Origin of the sequence: Lysinibacillus canaveralius, assembly GCF_047301505.1 — a bacterium.
In the GTDB taxonomy this organism is placed as follows: domain Bacteria; phylum Bacillota; class Bacilli; order Bacillales_A; family Planococcaceae; genus Lysinibacillus_B.
In genome coordinates this window covers 43604-59103 of the sequence record NZ_CP154840.1, presented here as the reverse complement: position 1 = coordinate 59103, position 15500 = coordinate 43604, and the positions used below count along the sequence as shown (strand labels likewise).

At 43.1% G+C, this 15500-nt stretch carries 18 protein-coding genes; 6 read left to right on the top strand and 12 right to left on the bottom strand.

The window, feature by feature from the left end:
* Nucleotides 1-12: 12 nt before the first annotated feature.
* From AA0Y26_RS00300 to AA0Y26_RS00265, 8 genes are all read right to left on the bottom strand, one after another.
* Complete coding sequence (locus AA0Y26_RS00300) at nucleotides 13-828, bottom strand: metallophosphoesterase (RefSeq protein ID WP_413364333.1); 816 nt, start codon at nucleotides 826-828, stop codon at nucleotides 13-15.
* A gap of 223 nt (nucleotides 829-1051) precedes the next feature.
* A complete protein-coding gene (locus AA0Y26_RS00295; RefSeq protein WP_413364332.1) occupies nucleotides 1052-1492 on the bottom strand; it encodes a Na+/H+ antiporter subunit G in 441 nt (146 codons plus the stop codon).
* Complete coding sequence (locus tag AA0Y26_RS00290) at nucleotides 1470-1754, bottom strand: Na(+)/H(+) antiporter subunit F1 (protein ID WP_413364331.1); 285 nt, start codon at nucleotides 1752-1754, stop codon at nucleotides 1470-1472. Before AA0Y26_RS00290 ends, AA0Y26_RS00295 begins: the two co-directional genes overlap by 23 nt.
* On the bottom strand, nucleotides 1747-2235 hold the full coding sequence (locus AA0Y26_RS00285; protein ID WP_413364330.1) for a Na+/H+ antiporter subunit E: 489 nt from the start codon (nucleotides 2233-2235) through the stop codon (nucleotides 1747-1749). Before AA0Y26_RS00285 ends, AA0Y26_RS00290 begins: the two co-directional genes overlap by 8 nt.
* Before the next feature lie 14 nt (nucleotides 2236-2249).
* Nucleotides 2250-3734: a Na+/H+ antiporter subunit D gene (locus AA0Y26_RS00280; protein ID WP_413364329.1), complete on the bottom strand. Its 1485-nt coding sequence runs from the start codon at nucleotides 3732-3734 to the stop codon at nucleotides 2250-2252.
* Nucleotides 3727-4065, bottom strand: a complete 339-nt coding sequence (locus AA0Y26_RS00275; RefSeq protein ID WP_413364328.1) for a Na(+)/H(+) antiporter subunit C — start codon at nucleotides 4063-4065, stop codon at nucleotides 3727-3729. The genes AA0Y26_RS00280 and AA0Y26_RS00275 overlap by 8 nt, the downstream gene beginning before the upstream one ends.
* Before the next feature lies 1 nt (nucleotide 4066).
* Complete coding sequence (locus tag AA0Y26_RS00270; RefSeq protein WP_413364327.1) at nucleotides 4067-4489, bottom strand: Na(+)/H(+) antiporter subunit B; 423 nt, start codon at nucleotides 4487-4489, stop codon at nucleotides 4067-4069.
* The gene (locus AA0Y26_RS00265; protein WP_413364326.1) at nucleotides 4476-6884 is read right to left on the bottom strand and encodes a Na+/H+ antiporter subunit A; all 2409 of its coding nucleotides are present in this window, start codon (nucleotides 6882-6884) and stop codon (nucleotides 4476-4478) included. The genes AA0Y26_RS00270 and AA0Y26_RS00265 overlap by 14 nt, the downstream gene beginning before the upstream one ends.
* Nucleotides 6885-7466: 582 nt before the next feature.
* On the opposite strand from AA0Y26_RS00265, the gene AA0Y26_RS00260 reads away from it, so the two are divergent.
* From AA0Y26_RS00260 to AA0Y26_RS00240, 5 genes are all read left to right on the top strand, one after another.
* The gene (locus AA0Y26_RS00260) at nucleotides 7467-8159 is read left to right on the top strand and encodes a universal stress protein (RefSeq protein WP_413364325.1); all 693 of its coding nucleotides are present in this window, start codon (nucleotides 7467-7469) and stop codon (nucleotides 8157-8159) included.
* Nucleotides 8160-8213: 54 nt separating this feature from the next.
* The gene (locus AA0Y26_RS00255) at nucleotides 8214-8915 is read left to right on the top strand and encodes a FadR/GntR family transcriptional regulator (RefSeq protein WP_413364324.1); all 702 of its coding nucleotides are present in this window, start codon (nucleotides 8214-8216) and stop codon (nucleotides 8913-8915) included.
* A gap of 112 nt (nucleotides 8916-9027) precedes the next feature.
* Complete coding sequence (locus AA0Y26_RS00250) at nucleotides 9028-9744, top strand: (Fe-S)-binding protein (protein WP_413364323.1); 717 nt, start codon at nucleotides 9028-9030, stop codon at nucleotides 9742-9744.
* 13 nt (nucleotides 9745-9757) lie between these two features.
* A complete protein-coding gene (locus tag AA0Y26_RS00245) occupies nucleotides 9758-11188 on the top strand; it encodes a LutB/LldF family L-lactate oxidation iron-sulfur protein (RefSeq protein ID WP_413364322.1) in 1431 nt (476 codons plus the stop codon).
* The gene (locus tag AA0Y26_RS00240; protein WP_413364321.1) at nucleotides 11185-11868 is read left to right on the top strand and encodes a LutC/YkgG family protein; all 684 of its coding nucleotides are present in this window, start codon (nucleotides 11185-11187) and stop codon (nucleotides 11866-11868) included. Before AA0Y26_RS00245 ends, AA0Y26_RS00240 begins: the two co-directional genes overlap by 4 nt.
* A 110-nt stretch (nucleotides 11869-11978) precedes the next feature.
* On the opposite strand, the gene pcp is transcribed toward AA0Y26_RS00240, so the two are convergent.
* Both pcp and AA0Y26_RS00230 read right to left on the bottom strand, forming a co-directional pair.
* Complete coding sequence (pcp, locus tag AA0Y26_RS00235; protein WP_413364320.1) at nucleotides 11979-12626, bottom strand: pyroglutamyl-peptidase I; 648 nt, start codon at nucleotides 12624-12626, stop codon at nucleotides 11979-11981.
* A gap of 70 nt (nucleotides 12627-12696) precedes the next feature.
* Nucleotides 12697-13917, bottom strand: coding sequence for an MFS transporter (locus AA0Y26_RS00230; RefSeq protein ID WP_413368374.1), 1221 nt, complete (start codon nucleotides 13915-13917; stop codon nucleotides 12697-12699).
* An 80-nt stretch (nucleotides 13918-13997) separates the two neighbouring features.
* Between AA0Y26_RS00230 and AA0Y26_RS00225 the strand changes: the two genes are divergently transcribed.
* Nucleotides 13998-14708 carry a DUF421 domain-containing protein gene (locus AA0Y26_RS00225; protein WP_413364319.1) on the top strand — a complete coding sequence of 237 codons (711 nt, stop codon included), beginning with the start codon at nucleotides 13998-14000 and terminating at the stop codon, nucleotides 14706-14708.
* Here the strand turns inward: AA0Y26_RS00225 and AA0Y26_RS00220 are convergent.
* Both AA0Y26_RS00220 and AA0Y26_RS00215 read right to left on the bottom strand, forming a co-directional pair.
* On the bottom strand, nucleotides 14692-14886 hold the full coding sequence (locus AA0Y26_RS00220) for a hypothetical protein (protein ID WP_413364318.1): 195 nt from the start codon (nucleotides 14884-14886) through the stop codon (nucleotides 14692-14694). The genes AA0Y26_RS00225 and AA0Y26_RS00220 overlap by 17 nt on opposite strands.
* Nucleotides 14862-15395, bottom strand: a complete 534-nt coding sequence (locus AA0Y26_RS00215) for a hypothetical protein (protein ID WP_413364317.1) — start codon at nucleotides 15393-15395, stop codon at nucleotides 14862-14864. The genes AA0Y26_RS00220 and AA0Y26_RS00215 overlap by 25 nt, the downstream gene beginning before the upstream one ends.
* Nucleotides 15396-15500: the final 105 nt, after the last annotated feature.

The window sequence follows — 15500 nt, the reverse complement described above, 5'->3', positions numbered from 1 at the left end:
TGATGACCTCTCTTACGTTGATTTCAATTCTACTACAATAAGCTCTGGTAAATTAAAGAGTCGCTGCGGTACCAGACTATTGCCTAACCCCCTGCTGACAAGCATTTTTGTGTCAGCTTTTTCATACATACCGCTTGTATAGGCTGGCAGCCAGCCCTGCCCGGGTGCAACCAGTCCCCCAATAAAGGGAAGGCGTACCTGGCCGCCATGGGCATGACCTGTAAATACAAGATCCAGCTGATTTTCTACATAAGTTTCGAATTTTTCCGGACGATGGGATAATAAGATTTTAAAGGCACTCTCTTCGACGCCAGCCATCGCTTCAGTCAGCATTTCCTGAACTTCTTTACCCATCAGCGGGTCCTCGATACCGATAATCGACAAGCGCTCCCCGTCGCGCTCTATTCCCATCGATTGATTCGGTAATATATGTACGCCAAGGCTTTCGAGGGCCATGTAAATTTCGTCTGTCTGATTTACAGCTACCTCATGATTACCTAGTACATAATATACGTCCGCAAATGTAACAAATTGTTCAACTGCATCCAGGCTGTTCTCTAAATGATAGCGCCGGCTATCTATCAAATCACCCGTCAAGAAGATCGCATCCGGATTGGCATCTTTCACTCTCTTTACAAGCCTTTGCTGATCATCGCCAAATGTTGCATCATGCAAATCACTCACTTGTACAATTCGGAAACCATCAAAGGCTTCCGGCAGCTTATCGGACTCAACTGTATATTCTGTTGTCCCTAACAAGTTGTTATTAGCATAAAAAAATAATATAAAGGCAGCTACATAAAGGATTACCTTAGCTAATCTTTTCACGTCGACCCGCTCGATTCTCTATCAATCTAATGCAAATTCCAGCATCATGGTTTCTATCATAGGCACATCTTCCGAAACATTCAAGTGGTGAATATAGGTATTCATTCATTACCTAAAATTTCTATTACGAGTGCTTCCTCTATTTTATCCTATTAGCAATCTGCATATATAATTCCTTTTTTCCGACAGAAAAGGGGCATCCTCCCTCGAGGTACCCCTTTTTTCAAGTTTGATTATGATCTTTCTTTTCTGGAGACAAATCTTCCTCCACTTTAAACTCCACTAACTTATCCTTTGGCTCCTCTTCAGTCTCACTTCCAAAAAGCACAACTTTAAGTGCATCGTCACCAGAACCTTCAGCTAACGGCACACGTGATCGATAGGCAGCGCGGCATACGAGATGGCCTGCGACCGGAGCCGTAATAAACGTAAAGATGATACCTAGTATCAGACGTACACTGACATAGCCATCATGGCTCCAAAAGTAAATGAATGCCCCCAGCAGACAGCACAATACAGAAAGCGTTGCGCTTTTCGTCGCTGCATGTGAACGTGTATAGACATCAGGCAGCCGCAGCATTCCAAATGCGCTAATGACACTGACGATAGAGCCGAAGAGTATCAGCAATACAGCAATCCATTCAATCCCTTGACTTTCGCTCAACGATAACGCCCCTTTCAATATATTTTGAAAAGGCAATCGTTCCAATAAACGCTAGAACACCCAGTATTAAAATCGCCTCTAAAAACGCTTTTGTCTTCAGTACAATAGATACGATAGCAATCGCCGAGATAAGGTTTACGCCAATTGTATCAATCGCAATTGCACGGTCAGGCAAGGTCGGCCCCTTTACGATACGGTAGAGCAGCAGTGCAATTGCTACCATAAATAGCGCAAGCGATACGAGCATTATTTTCTCAATCATTGCGCGTCACCTCCAAAATGGCCCGTTCAAATTTTCCGATGGAACGGACAATTGAATCCTTTGCCTCTTCTAAGTCCATTGCATGAATGTAGAAGAGGTTTCCTTCCTCCGATACTTCCATGACGACAGAACCCGGTGTAAGTGTTAAAAGCAGTGCAAGCGCCGTCACCTGCCAATCACCTTCCAGCTTTGTCTCATAGGTGAAAATCCCCGGGGTAATATTTAACTTTGGGGAGAGTACCCACCGAAGGACTGATATACTCGATAGGATGAGCTCTTGAATAAAGAGGAGGATGAGCTTGATAATTTTCTCTACACGACGCAGGTAAAAGCGTGTACCAAAGAATCGGTGCATCGCATATAGAATGACGATCCCTACAAGAAATCCTGCTACAAATGTGGAAAAATCGGCTTGCGGATCATCCTTTAATAGAAACCATAATGCAGCAATAAATAAGTTTAATACAAATTGTCCTAACATATGCTCACCCTCCTTTACTCACTATTTCCTAAAACAGCTTCTATATAGATGCTCGGATCAGCCAATGTTTTTGCTGCGTCTTCAATAAATGGTGCGAATGCCTCGGCCCCTACTCCCAGAACTATGAGGCAAAGCGCCAGTAAGGAGAACGCTGTCATCGCCAACTTGGGAATCGGCTTCTGATGATCCTCGCTGATCGTCGTCTCTCCGAAGAACGACGCTAGTAAAATACGTAATAGTGAGTATAATACAATGATGCTGGAAGCAAAGCCTAATGCCAGCAGCACAAAATTTTCACCTTCGATTGCTCCCTGTCCAATCAACAGCTTCCCGATAAATCCACTTAGTGGTGGAATGCCGGCAAGAGCACACATTACAATAAAGTAAATCCAACCAAACAATGGATAGTTTCGAATAAGCCCGCTCATCCTTTTTACGATGACTTCGCCAGTCAAATATACCATCGTACCGATTAATAAGAAGAGCAATGCTTTTGCAAACATATCATGAACTAGATAATAAATAGAGCCGGCAAAGCCTGTCTCTGTACCTGTAGCTAGGCCGATGAGGATAAACCCAATCGCGATAATTACATTATAAGTAGCAATCGTGCGGACATCCTTCCCAGCAAGCGCCCCCATACAGCCTGCTATAATGGTAAGACCCGCCATTATACCAATGATTAAATGTGTAACCTCCTGATTCAATGGGAACATCAATGTAAACGTACGGAATAATGCGTAGACGCCGACCTTTGTCAGCAATGCAGCAAACAGTGCCTGTACCGCTGTAGGCGGCACACTATAGGAACCTGGCAGCCAGAAGAACAATAATAGCCCTGCCTTTAACGCAAAGACAATCAAGAATAGAATCGACACTGTCGTAAGGATTGGGTCCTGTCCTAATTCGGCAACTCGCTGTGCAATATGTGCCATATTTAATGTCTTTACTGTCCCGTATAGGAAAGCCAGCGCCACAAGGAACAGCCAGGAAGCGACTACATTGATTAAGACATACTTGAGCGCCTCTCGCAGCTGTACCTTCTCCCCGCCCAGTGCAACTAGTACATACGACGCAAGCAGCATCACCTCAAAACAGACGAACAAATTAAAAATGTCTCCTGTTAGGAATGATCCATTTACTCCGGCAATTAAGAACAGCACAAATGGATAGAAAAACATCCTCTCATGGCGTTCACCAATGGTAGCGAATGCATAAATCAAGCAAATGGCTGTGATGATACTAGCCGTTAAGACAAGTATGAGCGCAAATGAATCCGCTACAAAAAGGATGCCATATGGAGGGAGCCATCCGCTGAAGTCCAGCTTCATAATCCCCCCGGATTGTACAAGACCAAGCAATAAGGCCGTAACACCGATGACAAACCCCATCGTCATAAGGCTGATAATACGCTGAAGCTTAATAAAATCACGAAGAAATACGAGCAGGATAGCTGTAATAACCGGGACAATCATCGGCAATACAATAATATTATTCATCAGATGATCCCCCCAACTCGCTGAAATCATCTGCGTCATTTGTTTTATACATACGGTAGGCCAGAACAAGAACAAAAGCCGTCACTGCAAAGCTGATAACAATAGCCGTTAAGATCAGCGCCTGCGGGAGAGCATCTGTGTAAGGGCCGTCCGACTGGCTAAGCAGCGGCACATCCCCTTTTTTCAGACCGCCTACTGTTAAAATCAGCAGATGCACAGCATGCGATAACACGGCTGTTCCAATAATGACCCGAAGGATTTTACGAGAGAGGACTAAATAGGTAGCGACTGCTACAAGAACACCAATTAATATCATCATTAAAGATTCCATGCTATTCATCCTCACTTATACTTAAAATAATCGTCACCAATGTTCCGATAACTGTCAAAGCTACCCCAGCCTCAAAGATGGTGACTGTCGTCAAATGGGTTTCCCCAAGCAGCGGAAATTCAAAATAATCATCTGCCTGCTTCAAAAACGGTGCGCCAAAGAAAAGAGAAGCAATGGCACTGCCTGTAGCAAGCAGCACCCCCAGCGCGGCCACCTTTTTAAAATCAAAAGGCATTCCTCTATGAACTGTCTCGATATCAAACGTAATATACAAAAGCACGATACCCGAGCCAAGCACAAGCCCGCCAATGAACCCTCCACCCGGCTCATTATGCCCTGCAAAGAAGAGGTAGACACCGAGTGTCAATACGATGAATACAACACCTTTTACGACTGTGCGTAAAATGACATCATTTATTTTCAACGTCTGCATCTCCTTTCTTTGCCTTTAGTTTAATAAGTGTATAAACGCCAAGCCCCGCGATAAATAGCACTACTACTTCGAGCATCGTATCAAATGCCCGGAAGTCGCCTAAAATCGCATTGACGATATTTTTACCGCCGGCCAGCTCGTAAGCATTTTCAAAGTAGACAGAGATAGCAGAAAATTTCTCGTAGTTCATTACCGCTAAGCCAATCAATGTCACTGTCGCTCCAACTAAAATAGACACAAGGGCTTTTGAAAAGACAATAGCCTTGGAGGTTCTTTCCGGTTTTAACTCCGGCAGGAATTTAAAGCTGATCAAGAACAATGCAGTCGTTACAGATTCTACGACAAGCTGTGTCAGCGCTAGATCTGGTGCCCGGAAGATAACAAAGAAGAAGGCTACAGAATACCCTAATACGCCGTTTAACAGGACGGAAGTGATACGTCCCTTCGCAAATAGCAGCGCAACAGACGCAAAAATCATGACCAACACAAGAATGAGCTCATAATACTGAACCGAAGAGTCCTTGGATGGCTGCCAGCTGAATGCATCAGAAAGCAAGAAGTACCCTGCTACTGCTGCCACAAAAACGATATAAATATACATAAAGTAATACGATAGATTTCCATTCATATAACGTCTTGTTATACTGCCAGATGTATTTTCACTCGTCGTAATAACACGTTCATATAAAGCATTCAGTGTATACCGCTCTGGGATAATGCGATAAATCGGACGCCATTTTTTCAGCGTACGATATAACACAATCCCCAGCACAACTACCCCGACCGTCATTAGCAGCTCTGTATTGATACCATGCCATGCATAAATATGAGGCGTAAGCTCCTCTGAAGACGGGAAACCAGGGTAAACACTTGCCATCGCCGGCTGCAGTATATAGTGCCCTAATACATTTGGGAATAAGAAAATACCGATTACAAGCGCAATTAAGATGAATGGCGAAATAAGCATGCCAAATGGCGCTTCATGCGGAGGCTTTTCCAGACGCTCCGGTTTCACCTTTCCAAGGAAAGTCCTAGCAACGATGATCATACAGTAGACAAATGTCAACACACTTGCTATCCATGCAATGATAGGAAACAGCATGCCAAATGCTTCAAGTGAGAAGATATTTAGCTCTGTAATGTGCAAAGTAGCGGCAAAGAACATTTCCTTACTTAAAAACCCATTGAACGGTGGAAGACCTGCCATAGAAAAACTTCCGATTACCGCTATTGTAAAAGTAAACGGCATAAGTGCCATTAATCCGCCCAAGCGACGGATATCACGTGTCCCCACTTCATGGTCGACTATTCCGACCATCATAAACAGGGCTCCCTTAAATGTTGAATGATTTATCAAGTGGAACAGCGCAGCGAATGTTGCCTGCGTATAAATCACCGACTCTGTGGAATAACCGAGGTGCAGTGCTGCAGATCCAAGCCCTAATAAGCACATGATCAATCCAAGCTGACTGACCGTCGAATACGCAAGCAATGCTTTTAAATCGAATTGTTTTACTGCATTAAAGGAACCCCAGAAAAGCGTTACAAGGCCGATTACACTTACGGTCCAGAACCATACCTCATGACCGCCGAAAATAGGGGTTGTACGAGCAACTAAATAGATTCCTGCCTTAACCATTGTCGCAGAATGAAGATATGCGGATACAGGAGTAGGTGCCTCCATGGCATCAGGCAGCCAAATATGAAATGGAAATTGGGCAGACTTTGTAAATGCCCCGAGCAGAACAAGCAGCATTGCCGGAACGAATAAGACATGACTCTGCAGCATGTCTGCCTGGGAAATGAGCTCCCTGACGCTGAACGTGCCGCCGATGGCATATAGCAGCAAAAACCCAACAAGCATTGCTACACCGCCTATAACGGTAATTGTCATTGCTTTACGCGCTCCTGCACGCGAAGCTTTCCGGTGATGCCAAAATGCTATTAACAGGAACGAAGATACACTTGTCAGTTCCCAGAACGCATAAAGGACCATTAAATTGTCTGATAGGACTACCCCAAGCATGGCTCCCATAAAGAGCAGCAGGTAGCAATAAAAGTGATGTAGTGATTCTTTTGTCGACAGGTAAAAAATCGAGTATAAAATGACTAAACTTCCGACACCAGTAATAAGCAGCCCAAGAATCATGCTTAGACCGTCTAAATAGGTGGTGAAATTTATATGGAACGAGGGAATCCACTCAATTGTATAGGTGTAGGTTTCACCTTTTGCAATACGAGGGATATATGTAGCTAAAAGTCCAAATAAGATGACCGGTACCGCTAGCACGAACCAGCCGATATGCAAATTCGTAAATCGCCTATATACAAAAGGAATACATGCGGCTACGATAAATGGAAGTAAGATGGCAAAAATAATCGTCACAAACTAAAACCCCCCAAGAATATCGAAACTGGTACTTTATGAAATCAATTACGCCTTGCCGCAATTGAGTCAGGATTCATTTTTGTGAATGGGCTCATATAAATGTCTGTCAGTCACCCGTTATCGCGTGATGCGACGAACTTAGGCTGACTTCCTTTTCAAGAATGCCCTTCCGAATCGCATAACTCACCGGAGGCTATCACTTCTTTTATACAGACCGTAAGGCATCTGCCGGATAGAGGGATTCCTCTTTTATCTCTCCTGCCTGTTAAGGTGAGAGACTCCTGTTAGAAGAAGTGAAAAATGAAAATAAGAAACGGACTTGACTAAAGATTTAACTCACTTCATAATATTGTTTCATAAGTAAGAAAGTAAACTTCAATGTTGCAAATTGTTTCGATTTTAATATTTTTAAAAATAAATTACAAAAATCCAATATGCCATACATGTTAAGTATACAATAGAAATGGGTGCATTGCACTGCATTAAGCCTATTTTTCACTTATTCATACTAATTTTCTCGAATTATTGGACACATTGATTAGGTATAATTTCAAATATTTAAAAGAGGTGCAAACTGAAATGAAGCATTTGAGAGGCCGAATGGATGAAAGCATTTTAGTTTGTGTGTACTACGGATTAAATGGGGAACGGCTGATTCGTAGAGGACACAAACTAGCAACATTACTGGATTGCCCATTATATGTGCTAACAGTAGATACAAAACCGCTGGACGCATTCGATGCGGAAAAATCGGGCTATATTGAGCAATGGAGACAGCTTGCAGAAGAGCTTCAGGTAGAAGAATTTATCGTCAAAGATAACGAGAAGCGCCCGATTCAAAAAGTTGTCAACGAAATAGCCCGCAATTATGACATTACACAAATCATCGTCGGCCAAAGTGCACAAAGCCGCTGGGAGGAGATTACAAGAGGTTCCTTCCTAAATGTATTATTGAAGGAAGTCCCATTTGTCGACTTCCACATTGTATCCATCAAACGCCCGACAGAGGATGATTCCTATGATGTATACGAAAAAGGCGTACGTGCTTATCTGGTCGAAACAGAAGACCATTTCAAGGTCGCTTTCACATGTCCTAAATTTGCCTCTATCGAAGGGATTTTCTTTAAAGAAATCGGGACAGACTTTGATAACGGTATCTTCAAGTTTACGTACAATAATAAAATGCATGAGTTGACGATTACAGAGGCGATTGTCGTTAACCCAGAAAAAATACCGGATGGCGCAAAACCGTCATTAAATCCCGGCATGTAAGCTGTTTCCTATAGGAAACAGCTTTTTTCAAAGCCATTACAGGAGCGATGAATAATGGACTATAAAAAAATCAGGCAAAAAAAACTTTATGAACAAGTAGCAGAGGCAATCGAATATCAAATGATTGATAAAAAACTTTTACCGGGTGAGCGTCTTGATTCCGTCGAGCAGCTAGCAAAAAGTTTTGATGTAGGACGCTCAGCTATCCGAGAAGCGCTTATGTCCTTGCAGGCTAAGGGATTAATTGAAATTCGTCATGGAGAAGGTACATTTGTCAGGCAGTTAAGTACCGAAGACATTACGATTCAAATGCCCCCCTCTGCTCTGTTTGATAAAAAGGATATAGAAGAAATTTTTGAAGTTCGGGAATTGCTGGAACTCGGTGTAATTGAAAAAGCAGCTACACGCCGTTCACAAGATCAGCTAATGACACTACAGAAAGCCATTCACATCATGAGCGAGGCATTAACAGATCATCAGGCAAGCAGCGAGGCGGACTTTTTATTCCATACGACCATCGCTAAAGCAGCGGACAACCAATTGCTCGTGACGATGCTTGAACATATTTCCAAGCCCCTCGCCGACCAAATTCAACAAACAAGGGTATTGCTGGGTACTACAAATCCGCAAGCACTAGAACAGCTGCATGATGAACATATAGCTATTTATAAGGCAATCGAACGAAAGGATGACCGCGGCGCCAAAGAAGCAATGTCCCGCCATCTCGCCACTGTAAAAACGATGATTTTTAACTAAAAATACTCGTTTTACAGAAATAAATCTATATAGCGTTCATTTATACTAGTCATCAGATGACCTGTTGACTTCCGTTCACACAAGCTGTACAGTGAAAAAAAGGAGTGATTTCATGAAAGTTTCATTATTTGCTACATGTTTAGTGGATTTATTTCAAAGCAACATTGGAAAAAGCACAGTGGAACTGTTAGAAAGACTCGGCTGTACGATTGATTTTCCAAAAGGGCAAACATGCTGTGGGCAGCCGGCTTACAATAGCGGCTATGTAAAGGCCTCCCGCGAGACAATGAAGCATACGATTCGTGCTTTTGAAAACGCACAATATGTCGTCTGTCCTTCAGGCTCATGCGCTTATATGTTGAAGGAATATCCCCATTTGTTTGAGGATGAACCGTTTTGGCAAGAACGAGCAGAGAAACTGGCTATGAAGACATACGAACTCTCGCAATTCATTGTGGACGTGCTAAAAATTGAGGATGTAGGTGCGAAACTTGAAGGAACGGCTACTTACCACCCTTCTTGTCATATGACACGCTTATTACAAGTACAAAGTGCTCCGCTTACGCTTTTAAGGCATGTAAAAGGACTGGAGATCATCGAGCTTCCGTTAAAGGAAAATTGCTGCGGATTCGGAGGTACCTTTTCAGTAAAAATGGGAAAAATTTCGGAGCAAATGGTAGATGAAAAAGTTATGAATATCCAATCCACTGGTGTGCACTATTTAATTGGTGCTGACGCGGGTTGTCTAATGAATATCGGCGGACGAATGAGACGCCAGGACCTACAGGTCGAGACGAAGCATATCGCAGAAATACTCAATATGGTGTAAAGGAGGAATGGGTATGGCTATGAAAATTTCCAATGAGCAGTTTCCAAATCGGGTGGACGAAAACCTTCAAAATGAATTCATGCGGAATGCGGTTTCTTCTGCACAACATCGCTTTCAGACCCGCCGTGCTGCTGCGGCTGAAGAGCTAGGCAATTGGGAGGAATGGCGAAATCACGGAGAGGAAATCCGCCAGCATGTTCTTTCAAACCTGGACTATTACTTATATGAGCTGAGTGAAAATGTAGAAAAACAGGGCGGCCATGTATTTTTTGCCCGTACAGCAGAAGAGGCAAATGATTACATCGTTTCTATTGCCCAAAAAAAGCAGGCCAAAAAGGTTGTAAAGGCCAAATCGATGGTAACGGAAGAAATCAGCTTAAACGATCATTTAAAGCAAGCTGGCTGTGAAGTAATTGAAACGGATCTTGGGGAATATATTTTGCAATTGGATGATCATGAGCCTCCTTCCCATATCGTGACGCCTGCTCTTCACAAAAATAAAGAGCAAATTCGGGAGGTCTTCGCCGAGAAAAACGGGTACGTCAATTCCTCTATTCCTGAGGAGCTTGCTCTGCATGCACGGCATGTACTGCGCGAGCATTTTCTTACAGCAGATATTGGTATTACAGGATGCAATTTTGCTGTCGCAGAAACAGGCTCCGTCTGTCTCGTGACAAATGAGGGAAATGCCGACCTTGTCACTGCCCTCCCTAAAACACAAATTACTGTTATGGGAATGGAGCGGCTCGCCCCCACATTCGAGGAGATGGAAGTACTTGTTAGTCTGTTAACACGGAGTGCGGTCGGACAAAAGCTGACTAGCTATATTACCGTTCTGACAGGCGCTAGGAAACCACTGGAAGTCGATGGCCCAGAAGAGTTTCACCTTGTTATCGTCGATAACGGAAGGTCTTCCATTTTAGGAAGTGAATTTGAACCGATTCTGCAATGCATTCGGTGTGCTGCCTGTATCAATGTGTGTCCAGTTTATCGTCAAATCGGAGGACACTCATACGGTTCTATCTATTCAGGTCCAATTGGGGCAGTCCTTTCTCCCCTTCTCGGTGGATACGATGACTATAAAGAGCTTCCCTATGCTTCAACGCTTTGCGGTGCCTGTACGGATGTATGCCCGGTGAAAATTCCGCTCCATCAGCTGCTGCACAAGCACCGGGAAGTCATAGTAGAACGAGAAGGGCGTGCACCGGTTAGTGAGACAGCATTAATGAATGCATTCGGCTTTGGGACTGCATCAAGCGCCCTTTATCGATTCGGTTCAAAAATGGCATCGGCCGCTATGAAGCCTTTCGGAAAAGGAGATACTATTTCTAGGGGGCCAGGTCCTTTAAAGGCATGGACAGATATTCGTGAATTCCCTGCTCCAAATAAAGAGCGCTTCCGGGATTGGTTTGAAAAACGCGGGAAGGACGGTGAACAGCGATGACAATTACAAACCGCGAGCAATTTCTTGCTGACATCGCCGGACGCCTTGGACGCTCTCCGTCGACGGAGAAGCCTGAGCGTATTTGGCAATATAACCCACAAGCATCGGTACTCAAGGGCCAATCACAAAATGAGCTGGTGCACGTACTTATTGAACAGTGTATGAATATTCATACTACCGCGTTAACATGTACAATAGCCGAGCTTCCAAATGTTTTTCAGGAGACGGTAGAGACATTTGGAGGAGGAACAGGAATTTACAGCAAAGACGCTCGCTTTGAGGAACTAGGGCTTACTTCCCTGCTTATGAATAATCCTATGATGCATGAATGGGCTTATGAAAAAGAAAATATTAATGTGAAAATAGCTGAACAGGCCAATATTGGGGTCGTAATTAGTGATATTACGCTAGCAGAATCCGGGACGATCGTTGTTCAGACAAGCAAAGACATTGGCCGGTCGCTATCTTATCTCCCGTCAAACTCCATTGCGATCATTCCAAAGAGCACCATTGTCCCCCGTATGACCCAAGCTGCCCAGCAGCTGCGAGCCAATACAGATACGGCATCATCCATTCACTTCATTACCGGTCCAAGCAACTCTGCCGATATCGAAATGAAGCTAGTTGTTGGTGTACACGGACCAATTCGTATGGCTTATCTCATTGTAGAAGATATGTGAGGAGATCCTCCCCATACACAAAAAAACAACGGCAATTGATTTGCCGTTGTTTTTTATTTAGGATAAATACATTTTCAAATTACCGATATCTATTTTAAATTTTCTATGCCCTAGCTTACCTGCCCACCAGAAATCAATAAATCCTTCTCATAATTTACAGCGGATTCGATTGCCACTTTTAATCCTTTTACGATTGTCTCCATTGACATATGTGGTTGACCGGTATGATGGACTGCTTGTTCCGGGAGAAACGGAATATGGATAAACCCGCCTCGTATTGCTTTTCCGGATTGAGCTACATAATGCATCAGACCATAAAATAGATGGTTACAGACAAAGGTCCCGGCTGTCTGCGAGATAGAGGCTGGAACGCCGCTTTCTCTCATATCCTTTACCATCGCTTTAATCGGAAGCGTAGACCAGTAACCGACTGGTCCTCCTTCGATTATAGGTGTATCAATCGGCTGATTGTGCTCATTATCCGGGATGCGGGCATCATTTACGTTAATCGCCACCCGTTCTACCGTAATATCTGGTCTGCCGCCAGCTTGACCAACACAAATTACAATGTCCGGATTAGTTTCCTCTACAGCTTCGATTAACCTTTCACAAGATAGTCCAAATACGGTTGGAATTTCACGAATGACTACTTGATACTCACCAACGAGCAAGCCTTTTAATTGCTTGATGCTTTCTAATGCCGGGTTGATGCTTTCTCCCCCAAATGGGTCAAAACCAGTGACTAAGATGTTCTTCATTTATATTGCCTCCTACTCTAAAAATAGTAACTACCACATGGAATTGCTTATCTTTCTGCTTACAAAACACTTAACCTTTGCTAGCTTCTTCAGCTCCTCCATCTTTCGGCAATGCCAAGGCAACCAGCATTAAAAGCGGCAGGAGTGAAATGATAATAATTGTTTTTTCAATCCCTATGACATCCATGAGCAGCCCGATTGCAACAGCCCCAATGGCGCCCATCCCAAACGACAGCCCTACTGTCAGGCCAGCCATTGTGCCTATTTTAGAAGGAACAAGTTCCTGCGCATAAACGACGGTTACCGAAAAGCTAATCATAATAAGAGATCCGATAGCAATCAGCAGTACGACCACCAGCCACAGCGGCACATAAGGCAGTGCCAAGCAGAGCGGAATCGGCACGACAACTGATAATAAAATGACATTTTTACGACCAATGCGGTCTGATAACGGACCGCCAAAAAATGTTCCTACTACCCCGCAAGCCATGAAGAGAAAGATCAGCAGCTGTCCTTCTTTTATCGTTAAACCGTATTCTTCCAACAGATAAAATACGTAAAAATTTGTAATGTTAGTTGTATAAAAAGATCTAGCAAAAATGACAGTAAACAACAGCCCTAGAGCAATGCCTACTTGTTTTTTCGTCAGAGGAGGAAGTGAAGAAATAAGTACCTTTTTCACATTCGCCAGCTTCTCTTCTTCTAATCTCTGTTTATACCATAAGGCAATTTTCGTCAGCATGAAAATACCAATTGCCGTCAATACTAAAATGACAGCAGCACCGTTCATCCCGAATGGTAAAATCAAAAAAGCACTGATGAGAGGCGCTAATGCCTGTCCTGAATTTCCTCCTACTTGATAAATCGACTGAGCCAATCCGCGCTTGTTTCCCGCAGACATGAAGGACACACGAGACCCTTCCGGATGGAAGATTGCAGACCCTAGCCCCAAAAACAGAACAGATATTAAAATCATCCAATAGGTCGGCGCCAAAATAAGCATCGTCAGTCCCACAAAGGAGCTGACCATCCCGATTGGGAGCGCATAAGGCATTGGCTTTTTATCTGTCACAAAGCCAACGACCGGCTGAAGGACAGATGCAAAAATATTTAATGTAAAGGAAATGAGACCCAGTTGTGTATAGCTTAGACCCATATCCCTCTCAAGCAACGGGAACATAGCAGGTATCACCGATTGCATTGCATCATTGATTAAATGACATATGCCAATAAGCACCATCATTATGTATACAGGGTTATTTTGTTTTGCTACTGCTGAAGCTGTTGTCATGTTTTTCACGCTTTCTGTATTTTAATTGCTGTATAGTTTCCCTTCTTTGCGCTCAAGTTAACGTGTAAGGAGTGGATAAAATGGAATTCAATTTTTTTGAAATGATCATAAGAACAACTGGAGCGTTTTTTGCTATTTTATTTTTGGCCCGCATTATCGGTAAGAAACAAATCAGCCAATTAACGTTTTTCCATTATGTCACAGGCATTACATTCGGGTCTATTGCAGCTGAAATATCAGCACAGGTAGAAACACCTTTTTGGGACGGCCTTGTTGCCCTGATTTGGTGGACAGTGCTAACTATACTCATTAGTTATCTATCCCTTAAATCTGAAAAATTACGTGTTCTATTTGATGATAAACCAACTATTCTTATTCAAAACGGTACGATCCTTCCCAAAAATCTAAAAAAAGCACGGCTCAGTTTAGATGAGTTATCAATGCTTTTACGTGAACAAAGTGTTTTTTCCGTGGCCGATGTAGATTATGCTGTATTCGAAACAAATGGCGAATTAAGTATTATGAAAAAGCCAGGTATGGAAGCTGCAACAAAACAGGACGTAAAAGCTAGTACCACACCTACTCAATATATTCCTACTCAAGTGATTAATGATGGAAAAGTCATTTTACCGAACTTATTAAATTTAAATCTCACAGAAGATTGGCTGATAAAAAAATTAAAAAAGAAAAATGTCATGAAGGTAGAAGATGTTTTCTATGCGCAGGTGCTGGAAAACGGCTCCCTCTACGTTAGTTTAAAAAATGGCGTTCCCCTTAATCCACCTTCATAATATCAATTGGCGTAATGATCCCAATCAGCTTTTGGTGCGGTTTGCCATGCTCTGTAATAAGCAGCGCTTCAAAGCGGCGGCCGCGCTCTACACCTTGCTTAAAAATCTCTTCTGCTTCATAGATCGTTATGTATCGGCTAATAAATTGATCGTTTACCTCATGCTTTTCATGATGCAAAATATCATGCAATGTCGGAATTTTTTTGGCAGCTGTACTCCAGTCATAGAACTCGCCAGCCAGTTCGTAATACCAACCGTTGTAACAAGCCCCCGAAAAACCTTTCCCTCATAGACAGGGAACTGTGTATACCTTCTCTTTCGAATGGCCTTTAGTGTATGTTGAAGAGAATCGGTCGTCTGAAATGTCATGACCTGCTTTCTGAACATCTGTCCTACAAGCTTCGGACGGGTCAATGCCTCATCAATATGCTCAATCTGCTCGACTACCTGTATATGGGGCTCTGCAATGACAAATTCCATCGATGTTCGATGATGGACAATTGCATTCCGTAAATCCGCATAAGCACGTAAATCATCCTCATATTTCCGAACGAGCAGACTCTTCTTTTTCGCCTGATCAATTAGACGGTAAAACGGCATATAGTCTCTTACTCCTGCAATATCCCGCATCTGATGGTCAATCCGGTTAAACGCCGTCAAAAAGCGATCCGAATTTTTCACGGTCATAGCAGGCTCACCTTTCTTCCCTTTGCTCTTTCTTTATTATATTCCTAATTTTCTTATATTTAAATATAGAAAAAGCAGCCCTCCTGTTGTAAGAGAGGCTGCTTC

Coding starts and splice junctions, on each gene's coding strand:
- AA0Y26_RS00255 (WP_413364324.1), top strand. CDS start 8,214: ATGGACTATAAAAAAATCAGGCAAAAAAAACTTTATGAACAAGTAGCA.
- AA0Y26_RS00260 (WP_413364325.1), top strand. CDS start 7,467: ATGAAGCATTTGAGAGGCCGAATGGATGAAAGCATTTTAGTTTGTGTG.
- AA0Y26_RS00285 (WP_413364330.1), bottom strand. CDS start 2,235: ATGTTAGGACAATTTGTATTAAACTTATTTATTGCTGCATTATGGTTT.
- AA0Y26_RS00215 (WP_413364317.1), bottom strand. CDS start 15,395: ATGACCGTGAAAAATTCGGATCGCTTTTTGACGGCGTTTAACCGGATT.
- AA0Y26_RS00290 (WP_413364331.1), bottom strand. CDS start 1,754: ATGATTGAGAAAATAATGCTCGTATCGCTTGCGCTATTTATGGTAGCA.
- AA0Y26_RS00250 (WP_413364323.1), top strand. CDS start 9,028: ATGAAAGTTTCATTATTTGCTACATGTTTAGTGGATTTATTTCAAAGC.
- AA0Y26_RS00230 (WP_413368374.1), bottom strand. CDS start 13,917: ATGACAACAGCTTCAGCAGTAGCAAAACAAAATAACCCTGTATACATA.
- AA0Y26_RS00280 (WP_413364329.1), bottom strand. CDS start 3,734: ATGAATAATATTATTGTATTGCCGATGATTGTCCCGGTTATTACAGCT.
- AA0Y26_RS00245 (WP_413364322.1), top strand. CDS start 9,758: ATGGCTATGAAAATTTCCAATGAGCAGTTTCCAAATCGGGTGGACGAA.
- AA0Y26_RS00225 (WP_413364319.1), top strand. CDS start 13,998: ATGGAATTCAATTTTTTTGAAATGATCATAAGAACAACTGGAGCGTTT.
- AA0Y26_RS00240 (WP_413364321.1), top strand. CDS start 11,185: ATGACAATTACAAACCGCGAGCAATTTCTTGCTGACATCGCCGGACGC.
- AA0Y26_RS00275 (WP_413364328.1), bottom strand. CDS start 4,065: ATGGAATCTTTAATGATGATATTAATTGGTGTTCTTGTAGCAGTCGCT.
- pcp (WP_413364320.1), bottom strand. CDS start 12,626: ATGAAGAACATCTTAGTCACTGGTTTTGACCCATTTGGGGGAGAAAGC.